Annotated in this window: 7 protein-coding genes; all 7 read left to right on the top strand. The window is 36.7% G+C overall.

Annotated elements, in window-relative coordinates; translation table 11 throughout:
- Positions 1-72: 72 nt before the first annotated feature.
- Positions 73-2,427, top strand: coding sequence for a mechanosensitive ion channel family protein (locus DMA14_RS03935; RefSeq protein ID WP_111423307.1), 2,355 nt, complete (start codon positions 73-75; stop codon positions 2,425-2,427).
- A 232-nt stretch (positions 2,428-2,659) separates the two neighbouring features.
- On the top strand, positions 2,660-3,199 hold the full coding sequence (locus DMA14_RS03930; RefSeq protein WP_111423305.1) for a phage tail protein: 540 nt from the start codon (positions 2,660-2,662) through the stop codon (positions 3,197-3,199).
- Positions 3,200-3,242: 43 nt separating this feature from the next.
- Entirely contained in the window at positions 3,243-3,782 is a 540-nt protein-coding gene (locus DMA14_RS03925; RefSeq protein WP_203418253.1) for a phage tail protein, read from the top strand.
- Between the two features lie 18 nt (positions 3,783-3,800).
- A complete protein-coding gene (locus DMA14_RS03920) occupies positions 3,801-4,340 on the top strand; it encodes a phage tail protein (RefSeq protein WP_111423302.1) in 540 nt (179 codons plus the stop codon).
- Positions 4,341-4,394: 54 nt separating this feature from the next.
- Positions 4,395-5,525 (top strand): type 1 periplasmic-binding domain-containing protein, encoded by a 1,131-nt coding sequence (locus tag DMA14_RS03915; protein WP_157957665.1) that lies wholly within the window; start codon positions 4,395-4,397, stop codon positions 5,523-5,525.
- Positions 5,522-6,460: a formyltransferase family protein gene (locus DMA14_RS03910; RefSeq protein ID WP_111423299.1), complete on the top strand. Its 939-nt coding sequence runs from the start codon at positions 5,522-5,524 to the stop codon at positions 6,458-6,460. Before DMA14_RS03915 ends, DMA14_RS03910 begins: the two co-directional genes overlap by 4 nt.
- A gap of 16 nt (positions 6,461-6,476) precedes the next feature.
- Positions 6,477-13,070 carry an MBG domain-containing protein gene (locus tag DMA14_RS03905; protein ID WP_111423297.1) on the top strand — a complete coding sequence of 2,198 codons (6,594 nt, stop codon included), beginning with the start codon at positions 6,477-6,479 and terminating at the stop codon, positions 13,068-13,070.

Raw genomic sequence — 13,070 nt, 5'->3', positions numbered from 1 at the left:
AATTTAATTTTTCTTAACTGAAAGTCTACTAAAAAAAATTAATTTTGGGACCACAATATAAGCCCCAAAATTATGATTATACAAAAAAGAACTTTTTATTTTTTCTCTCTATTTTTACTTCTTTTCTTCTCACAGCTTAATTACGCCCAGCAGCAAAAAGCAGTTAAAAAAGAAAACCGCGGAAGGTTATTTAATGACACCACAGCTACAGACAGCGATTACTTAATGGCAATCGAGAAAGCAGGTGAAGTATTAGAATCTGCTTATAATGACATTGATTTTGCAGGCGATACCCGTCATCTTTTTGGCGATATGAAACGTACAGAAAGCAAATTAGATTTAATTTTAGCCAGCTTAAAAGGAGCCAATCCTAATGTGCGTAATCAGCAGATGTACCGCATTGTGCTTCAAGAAATTCAACAGGAATTAGAAGAACAAAACAAAGCCATCAATGACCGAAATCAAAATCTTGAAAACATCAAGAAACGTGTAATTGATCTTCGTAAGGACAAAACATTAATTACTTTATTAAAAGATACTATACGTCGTAAGCAATTTCAGAAAGAATTCGGAAATCTTAGAAAAAGGTACCTTGCTACTGATAGTCTGATGACTAAAAACCAGACTACTTTAAACAACAAAAAAAGACTTACAGTACAACGTAAAATTTCGGTTTCTAATGCTTTAGCAACTGTTGAAAGCAAACTAGAAAAGTCCGGAATCAGTATATTCAAAAAAGAATATCCATCTTTATGGCAGATTAACGACACTGCTGCTAAGAAAAGGGTAACTCACAACATTAAAGCAAAAATTATAATTGAAGAAAATGTCGCAGCTTACTATCTAAGCTATAAAGCAGGCGGACTTATAACTCTGTGCTTCTTTATGGGACTTTTGTTTTGGTATATTTCCCGAAACATTAAATACCTTAAAACAAATGGCTACGCCGAAAACCTTTTGCTTTTAAATTTCAAATACTTAAATCGCGGTGCTTTGCTTCCGGTTTTGGTTATCGCATTAAATATTGCTGTAGTCACTAATCTGTATGCTCCTGCTCTATTCTTAGAATTAATTCAGCTTTTCTTACTTGGAGTTTTAATCTTCCTTTTCAAGAATCAGTGGTCTGGTGTTGCTATGAGAAACTGGCTTTTCCTTTTAGGATTATTCTTTGCGCTTTGCTTTTTGGACTTATTTATCACAATCGGATTATTGCAGCGTTTTGCTTTTGTTGCGATCAATATTTTAGGAATCCGTTACGGTTTAGTTCAGATCAAAACACTTAAAGAAGAACTTTATATAAAAGGCTTTTTTAAATGGGCAAGTATCATTTTTATTGGGTTAAATATCTTGTCGATTCTTTACAACTTATTCGGAAGAGTTTCTCTTTCTAATATGTTAAGTCTTACTGCTTTTATTTCGCTTACTCAAATTGTTGCTTTAAGTGTTCTTTTGAAGATTATTTTGGAAATTATTTTACTCCAAATTTATACCACTAGAGTAAAAAGAGGAATTGAAAAAATGTTTGATTATGAAAGTTTATCAGACACTCTGAAAAGGCCTTTTATTATTGTAATTAGTTATATGTGGCTTATCGTGATTGCTTCAAATTTGAATATTTGGGAATCGCTTCGTGCTTCTTTAACTAAACTGTTAAGTCATCCAAATACGATTGGAAGCATTACATTTACGCTTGGTAATATCGTTTTATTCTTTGTTATTATTTGGGCGGCGCATTTGCTTCAAAAATATGTTGCTTATTTCTTTGGTGAAATTGATGATGAAAATGAAGAAAATATTAATAAAAGACAGCATTCAAAATTGCTAATTACACGACTGGTAGTCCTTATAAGTGGTTACCTTCTTGCTGTTGCGGCTTCTGGAATGCCTTTAGATAAATTGAGCATACTTTTAGGTGCTTTAGGTGTCGGTGTTGGACTTGGGCTTCAAAACATTGTCAACAATTTTGTGTCGGGAATTATCTTGATTTTTGACAAACCAATTCAAGTTGGCGATGTTGTTGAAATTAGTTCAGAATCTGGCCGTATCAAATCGATGGGATTGAGAACAACTAAAATAAATGCTCCAAACGGCGCCGAAATCATTATTCCGAACGGTAATTTATTATCTCAAAATATTACCAACTGGACTTATACAGACAATTTTAAATTGGTTGAAATTACTTTTGAAATCAATGGAGAAACCATTCCAGAGGAAATAAATACGGTAGTAAATGACACACTTTCGAACCTTCCTCTAGTAAACAATTCAAAACCATCACAAATATATTACAGCTCAATTTCTGATGAAAAATATAAACTCTTAATAAAGTTCTGGTGTAGTATTTACAGAACGGAAGAAACCATAAGTTCCGCAAGACAAGAGCTTTATCTAAGCTTCAAAAATAAAGGCTTGACATTTTCAAGTTAAAACACAAAAAAAGGCAGTAACGAGTTACTGCCTTTTTTATTGCGCAAAACTTTCTTTTTTCACTTATAATATTGAAATTATTTTCTTACTTTTAAAGTAAGATGTTAAATAATAGCATTTTAGCAAAAACACGTATAAACCCGTGTACCCACAATTTAGTTATAAAGTAATTTAGCACTTAAGTAAAACACGATCAAAAACTAATACTAACTTATTAAATCTTAAAAAAATTATGGAAGGAACAGTTGGAGAAATTCGTCATCTTGCCGCAAATTTTGCACCCAGAAATTGGGCATTTTGCATGGGACAAACCATTGCCATACAAAGTAATACAGCATTATTTTCTATAATTGGCACTATATATGGCGGAAATGGCACTACAAATTTCAAATTACCCGACTTTGGAGGTAGAGTGGCTATTGGCATGGGAAACGGAAACGGACTAACACCTTATACACTTGGCGAAGCCGCTGGCGTTAACCAAACTTCATTGCTAACTTCAAATATGCCAGCGCATACACATACTGCTTCTGCTGTTGTTAAAATTCCCGCTTATTCTGATACTGGTGATTCTAGTACTCCAAACGGCAATATCTTAGCTGCTAAGGCCTCTATGTACTCTACCGTTCCAAGTGATACGACTATGAAAGCAACAAATTTTACTGTCACAACTGGTATTTCTGGTCAAAGTCAACCGTTGTCTCTTATGCAACCAACTATTGGAATGAATTACATCATATGCTTGTTTGGTGATTTTCCACAACGTAATTAATCTTCAAAAAACAATCAATTTATAACCTAAAAATACATATATAATGGAAGGATATTTAGGAGAGATTCGCTTATATGGTGGAAATTTTGCACCAAGAGGCTGGGCCCTTTGCAATGGAACAACTTTAAGTATTGCTAACTATGACGCACTCTATGCCTTAATTGGTACTATATATGGAGGTGATGGCATAAATACCTTTAAAATTCCTGATCTTCAAGGCAGAGTTCCTGTCGGTGCAGGTACTGGTCAAGGCTTACCAAATATAGCACTTGGACAAGCTAGCGGTACAGAAAATGTCACCATGACAATTAATCAAATGCCAGCACATAATCATGTTGCTACAGGTTCACTGGCTATTCCCGCTGATAATGCAGCAGGAGAGTTAGCCTCCCCTACGGGTAATATATTAGCAGGGTTAGCTGAAGCTTACTCAACAGCAGCTCCAGACACAGATCTAAAAACTGAAAATGCTACAGTGTCGTTTCAGAGCGCTGGAAGCACAGTCCCTTTTAGTATTATTCAACCTTACCTTACTACAAATTACATCATTTGTATAGAAGGTATTTTTCCAAGTCGAAACTAACTAAAAAAGAAAATAGCCATGGATGGAACAATGTCCGAAATTAGATTATTTGCACCAAACTTTGCGCCTAAAAATTGGGCATTTTGTAGTGGTCAATTACTTAACGTAAGTACAAACCAAGCTTTATTTAGTCTTTTAGGCACAACATATGGCGGTAATGGTGTTAATACTTTTGCTCTACCAGATTTTCGAGGGAGAATTCCTGCTGGAACTGGTGCGGGTCTAGGTGTTACACAATTTCCACTTGGAGCTGTAATGGGCAGTAATAATGTAACCGCTCTTTTATCTAATTTGCCTATGCATAATCATGCTGCAACTGGATCATTTACAATGTCATCATATTCAGATACAGGAGACAGCTCATCAGCAACAAATAACAATCTTGCAATTTTACAGGGGCTCTATTCAGATAAAGCCGCTAATGCGTCATTAAAATCCATTGTACCTACAATAACTGTAAATCTAACTGGTAATACTCAGCCAATATCAGTTCAACAACCTTATTTGGGGTTGAATTATATAATATGTCTTCAAGGAGTTTATCCTTCACGAAACTAACATTTTATACCCATTAGATTTTCTAATGGGTATCTTTTGTTAAAAAAAATATTTATGAAAATAGCTTTACTTTTACCCAGATCGGTCATTTATCCTTCTATGTCATTTGACATAGTGGATGGTCTTAAATCTTCCCTAAAAAAAATGGGGCAAGATGAAAAACATGAAATTCTAACGGCAAGCATAGGTGTTGGCTCGAATAATAAAGAAATTTATTCATGCAGTGAACAACTACTGCTTAATAATGTTGATATTATTATTGCCTATATCAATCCTGAAGCAGCAGAATATATACAGCCTCTTTTTGAAAGTTCTGGAAAATTACTTATTGTATTAGATAGCGGTTATCATTTTCAAAATTTTGAAAAGAAAATATCTAATGTCAATTTTATTTCGCTACAGGGAAGCTTATGTTCACGTGTAATAGTAAATAAGGCTATTGAAGATGGACAAAATGATTTTGCGATAACCTGTTCTTTCTACGATGCAGGATATCGCCCTTCATATTCTTTTGCGACTGCAATCGAAGATAAAGGAGCAAGAATTAGCTATAATCATGTGACTGCACTTCAAAAATCTGACTTTAATCTGGGGCCCCTAGAGGAATTTCTTGAAAATAATAACGATACATCTATACTAGCATCATTTTGTGGCGATATGGCAGAAGATTTTTTTAAAGGATCTGCTAAACTAAAAAATATCGCATCATGTAAAACTTACGGAAGTGGTTTTACTGCTGAAGAATTGTGGATGGGAAAAATTCCATACCCTGGATATGATTGGAGCTGTGCAATACCTTGGTCAACAAATATAAACTCTGAAGAAAATGAAGTTTTTAAGACCGCTTTAAATGGTATTAAAGAGCAAAAAGCTAATGTTTTTTCTCTTTTAGGGTGGGAGGCTGCTTTATTCATAATCAACTCAAATGGTCAAACATTAGATAATATTACGATTGATTCACCAAGAGGTAAAGTTTATATGAACCCTAATACAGGATTCTCTGAAGCTCCAATATATTACGCTACAGTAACTAAAAATGAAGAAACGGGAAACTGTATTTTAACAGATATAATAGAAGTTACTAATTTGGAGGAAGAACGTAATCGTCTTCATTATCATATTCTTGCGCTTCAAAATACTACTACAAATTCATGGTTTAACTCTTATGCCTGTCTAGATTCATGAGCACAATACAAGACATAGCAGTATTATGTAACAATAGAATGGCATTTTCGGCTATTCAGACTTTGTACAGCCTTGGAAGGCTTCACACAATTGGCGCACCTCTTGAAAATGAAGAAGTAAAGGCTTTTTGTTCTGTTTTTGCTGAAAAAACAGGCATTAATTTAATATGGTTAGAAAAAGCAAAACTAATATCTCAAATAAAAGAAATTATTAAAATAAATAATTTAAAATGTGTTTTTACGATGACTTTTCCTTGGAAAATTCCAGAAGAAATCATTGATCAAAATCCTAATTTATTCTATAATTTCCATTATGGCCTTTTACCGGAAATGCGTGGTGCTGATCCAGTTTTTGAATCAATTAGAAGCCAAAAAAGTGAAACCGGAATTTCTGTACATGCTATTGAAAAAGAAATAGATAAAGGAAAAATTATTTTGAAGAAAACTCTCCCTCTTCATGCAGATGTAACTCACGGAATGCTTTGTACTCATCTATCTTATCTGGCTTCTTACCTTTTACCTGAACTTTTTACTCGGTTAAATTTAAATGACAAAGGAGATTCTCAGGATGAGACTTTAGCCCAATACTATAAAAAACCTATAATAACCGACGTATCCATACAATGGGAAAAACAAGATTCTAAATCTATACAAGCTTTGGTAAATGCTTGCAATCCTTGGAATAAAGGAGCTTATACGCAATGGAACGGTTTAAATATTCGGTTTTTGGAAGTTTCACAGATCCAAAAAAGTCAAGATAATACCAAAACGCCAGGAACAGTTTTAGAAATAAATGAAAATAACGGTCTAATTATACAATGTTATAATGATACACAATTACGTATAAATACGATTTATACGGATGAAGGTTTTATGAGTGGGCATAAATTGCTCGCTTTTGGTCTTAAAAACGGCGAGCAATTTGCCTCTTTGTAATTTAACAATCTAATTTATGAAACATTTTTACTCTCAATTTAAAAAAATCTTAAATGTTGCCTTGTTTTTAGGGATATTTTTGCAAAGTTTCTTAGGTAATTCTCAAACTACTTTAGTCCCAGGAGATATTGCCTTTACTGGTTATGATGCGACTCAGAATGCAACATCTGCTGCGACAAGTGACACATTCTCATTTGTTTTACTTAAGGATATTTCGGCAACTACAACAATTAGTTTTACAGATAGAGGATATACTGGATCTGCCTGGTTTGTCATTCCCAATACCAGTACAACAGAAGGCACTATCACATGGACCTGCTCAAGTGCACTTGCTGCTGGAACAGAAGTCACTATCAATGGATTAAGTGCTTCTGCATTCAATACAACTACTTCTACTTCAAATGCTAATGGAACTGTTACATACAATAGTGCGGAAAGTAATATCCCTTTTGGATTATCATTATCAACGGGCGGCGATCAAATTATTGCCTTCCAAGGAGGTGGAGGTTCAATCACTGGTGGAGTCGTAACTTTAATTTCTGGTATTTCCTATTCCAGATGTAATGCAAACACGACTGAAGCCGGCTGGGACGATACAGCATCTTGCTCAATAGGGCCAACTTCTTCTACTCTTCCTCCCGGACTAATAAACGGTACTAGTGCATTTTATACAGGAACTGTGAGTGGTACAACTATAGCAACATCATCTAAATTTAATGGTACAGGAACACCTTTTCTTAATGCAGCATCAGCCAGAACCGCTTTAATGAATCAAGCGAACTGGATAAAAGCAACAACTGCACAAACACTGCCAACTGGATATATTTATATTGGCACTATACCAATAATAAATATACATCCAACCAACAAAACAATATGTACTTCAACGAATACTTCTTTTGCTGTTACTGCCCTTAATGCTACAAGTTATCAATGGCAGGTTAACACAGGCGGAGGTTTTGGAAATATTTCTGATAACGCTACTTATTCTGGCACTAATAATTCAACACTTTCAATTATAGGAGCAACATCTGCAATGAATGGGTATCAGTATCGCTGTGTTGCAACAAATTCATCAGGGTCTGTAAATTCTAATGCTGCAACATTGACAGTGCCAACTGTTATTTCACCTTCGGTTACAGCTAACATTCCTAGTGTTTATGGGGCAAACAATGGTACTGCAACAGTTACTGTATCTGGAGGCACTTCACCTTATACTTATTCTTGGTCACCTGCAGGAGGATCATTAGCTACATCAACCCCACTTGCTCCAGGAAATTATATAGTTACTATTACAGACAATACTCCAAACGGATCTGGAGGATGCTCTGTAACACAACCCGTTACAATAACAGAATCTCCTGGGTCTTCTACTAGTGTAAGTTCGTTAAGCGGATTTACAACTTGTGCGGGTTCTACCTCTACTCCACAGAGTTTTGCTTTAACCGCTGGCCAATTAACCGCAAATTTAGATTTATCTCCTCCTACAGGATATGAGATATCGACAACTTCTGGCGGACCTTACTTTACTAATTTATCATTAACACCTTCTTCAGGTAATATAAATAGAACCATATATGTGCGTCTGGCAGCAACTGCTACAGGAACACCAGCTGGAAATATAACTATTTCTTCTACAGGAATACCAACAAAAAATGTGGCATTATCTGGAACGGTAAATCCACTTTCTGCAATAACATCAGAGCCTTCTTCAAATACAACTTGTATAGGTGGCAATGCTACTTTTAGTATAACTGCATCTAATGCCACTGGATACAAATGGCAAGTAGATCAAGGAGGAGGATTCAATGATGTCCCAAATAATGCTCCTTATTCTGGTGTCACTAGTTCTACTCTTACGATAACTGGAGCAACAGCTGCAATGAACGGATATTTATACAGAGGTATAGCAACTGGAAATTGTATTCCTGCTATTTCTAATAATGCTTTGTTGACTATAAATCCTGCTCCAGCTATAACAGCACAACCTTCATCAACATCTGTTTGTTTGGGAGATAATGTCGCTTTTTCTGTTACCGCATCTAATGCAACAGGGTATCAATGGTATGTAGATAAAGGGGCAGGATTCAATTCCATATCGAACGATGCTCAATTTTCTGGCGCCACTACCGCTACTCTTACTATAACTGGAGTAACTGCTCAACTAGGTGGCTATTTATATCGAGTGGTAGCGACTGGAGGATGTTTCCCTAACGCAACTTCAAATAATGCAACATTAACAATAAATTCTGCACCTTCTATAACTGCACAGCCTTCAGCAAGCTCAGTATGCCAAGGAGCAAACACTACTTTTACTGCCACTGCCTCTAATGCTACAGGATATCAATGGCAGGTAGACCAAGGTCTAGGATTTATAGATATATCAAACAATGCTACTTATTCTGGAGCTACTGCCGCAACTCTAACAATAACTGGAGCAACAGTTGCAATGAGTGGATATATATACAGAGCTATTGTATCTGGAACATGTACTCCAACGGCTACTTCAAACAGTGCAAGTCTTACTGTAAACTCTGCTCCTGCTATTACCGCAAATCCTTCATCAATATCAATCTGCTCTGGTGGCACAACTGCTTTTTCAGCAACGGCATCAAATGCGACAGCATACAAGTGGCAAGTAGATCAAGGGGGAGGATTTATTGATGTCCCAAATACTGCACCTTATTCTGGTATAACTACTTCTACTTTGACTATAACTGGAGCACCAGCAGGATTTAACGGATATAAATATAGAGCTGTTGCAAGCGGATCATGTACTCCGTCTGCTACTTCAAATACTGCAACTCTAACTGTTAATCATATTAGTATAATCATGTCCAAAGTTGATGTAGCCTGTTTTGGTGATACTACTGGTCAAGCAACTGCGACTCCAAGTGGAGGAACTGGCAACTACACATATTCATGGTCTAATGGGGCAGATACTGCCACTATAACAGGGTTAGCAGCAGGAACAACTTATACTGTAACTGTAACTGATGAAAACTTATGTTCTAATACAGCAAATGTAACAATAGGGCAGCCAGCAAGTGCACTCACGCTCACAAAAGGTACTGTAAATAACACTTCTTGTCATGGTGGAGGTAATGGAACAGCTCAAGTGATTGCTTTAGGCGGTACACCAAATTATTCTTATTCTTGGAATACTACTCCTATCCAGACAACTGCAACCGCAAGTGGGCTTTCTGCTGGAACTTATACTGTAACTGTAAAAGATGCAAACCAGTGTGTCAAAACATTAGAATTCACTATATCTGAACCACCTGCATTTACAATAACTCCTAGTCAAACCAATATTTCTTGCAATGGAGGATCAAATGGTTCTGCTACAGTATCTGTCACAGGTGGTACTGGTGCTTATACTTATAACTGGAGTACTGGAGCCCATAGCACAACGATAAGTGGTCTTATGGCTGGTACTTATACCGTAACAATAATAGATGCTAACAACTGTCAGGCTTCACAAAGCTTTACATTTATAGACCCACCTATTTTAGATGCAACACAATCTCAAACAGATGTTTTATGCAATGGCGGAGCGACTGGAACAGCAACTGTTACCGCTTCTGGTGGTTCTGGCAACCTTACCTATTTTTGGTCTCCATCTGGAGGAAGTGCAGCTACGGCTACTGGCCTTTCTGCTGGTACTTACACTTGTAAAATTACAGATGCTAACAGCTGTTTTATTACTAAAACTTTTATCATTGGGGAACCATCTGCACTAAATGCAACTACAACTCAAGTAGATGCCACTTGTTCAACAGGTGGTGAAGCTACTGTAACACCATCTGGAGGTGTGGGAGGTTATAGTTATTCTTGGTCACCTTCTGGAGGGATTGCTGCTACTGCAAGCGGTTTAGTAGCTGGCACTTATAACTGTACGATTACAGATGGCAATGGTTGTTCTATTTTGAGAAGCGTTACCATCAATACAACCAATACTCTAGTCGCTAATACTGGTAAAACTGATGTACTTTGTAATGGAGCAAGTACAGGATCTGCTTGGGTTATTCCATCAGGAGCTGCTGGACCGTTTACCTACGAGTGGACTCCTAATGTAGGAAACACTGATACAGTCAATGGCCTTACTGCAGGAAGTTATTCTGTAAAAATTATTGCAGGGAACGGATGTTCTATTATAAAAAACTTTACAATCACTGAGCCATCAGCTATTGTAATAACACCAGGCGCAAAAACAAATGTTAGCTGCAATGGCGGAAACAATGGTTCTGCAAGTGTTTCAGCAATCGGAGGAACTGGCGCATATACGTATTCATGGGATACAACACCTGCTCAATCAACCGCTACTGCAACTGGTCTTAAAGCAGGAACTTATACTGTAACTGTAACAGATGCTAACTCATGTTCTAAAACACAGAGTATTACCATAACAGAACCTGATGCACTTATTGCTACAACATCTCAAACTGATGTTTCTTGCAACGGAGGTTCTAACGGAACTGCAACAGTAAATGTAACTGGAGGAACAGGACTTTATACATATTCTTGGTCACCATCAGGAGGAACTAATGCAACCGCAAGCGGATTATCTGCAGGAACTTATACAGTAACTATAAAAGATGCTAACCTATGTCAGACTACGGCAAGCGTAACTATTACTGAGCCGTCTGCTCTTACAGCAACAATAGCAAAAACAGATGTTTTATGTAATCAAGCAAATAACGGAACAGCAACTGTAACTCCTTCTGGAGGAACTGGAACTTATACCTATTCTTGGTCACCATCCGGAGGAACAGCTGCAACAGCGACTGGATTAAGTCCAAACACTTACACTGTAACTGTAACCGACGAAAACGGATGCTTTGTTACAAAATCTGTACTAATTACAGAACCTACAGCACTTTCTGCAACAGATACACATACAAATGTATCGTGCAAGGGTGGCAATAATGGTACTGCATCTGTAATTGCTACGGGAGGAACTGGAGCTTATACTTACTCTTGGGCTCCATCTGGAGGAAATGCAGCAACTGCAACTGGTCTTATAGCTGGAACTTATACTGTAACTGTTACAGATGAAAACTCATGTTCTACTACAAATACAATTAGTATTACAGAACCTGATGCTTTAACTTTAAATGCAACTCCTGTAGCTGTATCATGCCATAACGGAAATAACGGATCTGCTACAGTTAGCGTAACAGGCGGTACAGGGGCTTACTCTTACTCTTGGGCTCCATCTGGAGGAAATGCGGCAACTGCAACTGGTCTTGTAGCTGGAACTTATACTGTAACTGTTACAGATGATAATTCTTGCTCGGCTTCTGCAACTGTTGAGGTAACTCAGCCTACTAATCCAGTTAATTTAAATACTGCAGTTGTATCTGGAATAACGACAACTAGCGCTTCATTATCTGGTACGGCATCTTCTAACGGAATAAACACTGACAGTGGATCTTGCTTGACAGAAGTTGGATTTGTATATGCACAACATGCTAACCCTACTACAGCTGATACAAAAATTAATATTACTGCTGCATTAGGAACATTTACAAATTCTTTATCTGGATTAAGAGGAAACAGAACATATTATGTTAGAACATATGCTATAAACAACAATGGTTTTATTAATTATGGAAACGAAGTAAGTTTTACCACACAAAAATATACTCTTACTATAGCTGCTTCTGCAGGACATACCAAAGTGTATGGCACAGTAGATCCTGTATTCAATTACACAGCTTTAGGTTTTGCTAACGGAGATACAAACTCAATACTTACAGGTCTGCTTACGAGAGATGCCGGAGAAAATGTTGGAAAATACAACATTAAACTAGGAACAATTAATGCTGGTGCAGATTATACAATTGCCTTTACTGGTGCAGAATTTGAAATTACTAAAGCCAATCAAACCATTACCTGGAATCAGACTTTAGAATTCGGCTGTGCAGATTCAAACAACGTTGCTTTAACTGCTACCACAGATAGCGGATTGCCAGTTTCTTATGCCATTGCAAATGCAGCATTGGGAACAATCTCTGGATCAACTTTAAACATCACAGGTTCGGGAAATTCTACCATTACCGCAACGCAAAATGGCGACCAGAATCATAATGCAGCAACAGCAGTTATCAAACCAATAGAAATAAGCCAGTCTGGACTTGTTATACAGCAGTGGGCAAATGTTCTATTCTTTGACAATAGATCTAATAATTTTGTGGCTTGGCAATGGTATAAAAACGGAACAGCTATTTCTGGTGCAACCCGTCAGTATTATAGCGAAATTCAGCCTTTAAATGGTACATATCATGTAATTGCAAAAGATAAAAACGGAAATTCAATTAAATCCTGTCCAATTGAGACTTCTGGAACGGTTTTCAGCAAAAAAATCAAAATCTATCCAAACCCAGTTAAACCAGGAGGAGAATTTACTTTAGAATGTGATTTTAGCGAATCTCAACTAAGCGGATCTGAGGTAGTTATTTATGACATCGCAGGAAAATTAGTGCAGACTATTTCAAATGTAAAAGCCAAAAATCAAATTATCGCTCCTTCGCAAACAGCCTTATACATTGTTGTTCTTAAACTGGCTGATGGTCAGTTAAAAACAATAAACTTATTGGTTAAATAA

It is taken from the genome of Flavobacterium sharifuzzamanii, assembly GCF_003254585.1.
Taxonomy (GTDB): Bacteria; Bacteroidota; Bacteroidia; order Flavobacteriales; family Flavobacteriaceae; genus Flavobacterium; species Flavobacterium sharifuzzamanii.
Note: the sequence above shows the minus strand (reverse complement) of the source record. Positions and strands in the feature narration are given on the sequence as shown.

Coding starts and splice junctions, on each gene's coding strand:
- DMA14_RS03935 (WP_111423307.1), top strand. CDS start 73: ATGATTATACAAAAAAGAACTTTTTATTTTTTCTCTCTATTTTTACTT.
- DMA14_RS03930 (WP_111423305.1), top strand. CDS start 2,660: ATGGAAGGAACAGTTGGAGAAATTCGTCATCTTGCCGCAAATTTTGCA.
- DMA14_RS03925 (WP_203418253.1), top strand. CDS start 3,243: ATGGAAGGATATTTAGGAGAGATTCGCTTATATGGTGGAAATTTTGCA.
- DMA14_RS03920 (WP_111423302.1), top strand. CDS start 3,801: ATGGATGGAACAATGTCCGAAATTAGATTATTTGCACCAAACTTTGCG.
- DMA14_RS03915 (WP_157957665.1), top strand. CDS start 4,395: ATGAAAATAGCTTTACTTTTACCCAGATCGGTCATTTATCCTTCTATG.
- DMA14_RS03910 (WP_111423299.1), top strand. CDS start 5,522: ATGAGCACAATACAAGACATAGCAGTATTATGTAACAATAGAATGGCA.
- DMA14_RS03905 (WP_111423297.1), top strand. CDS start 6,477: ATGAAACATTTTTACTCTCAATTTAAAAAAATCTTAAATGTTGCCTTG.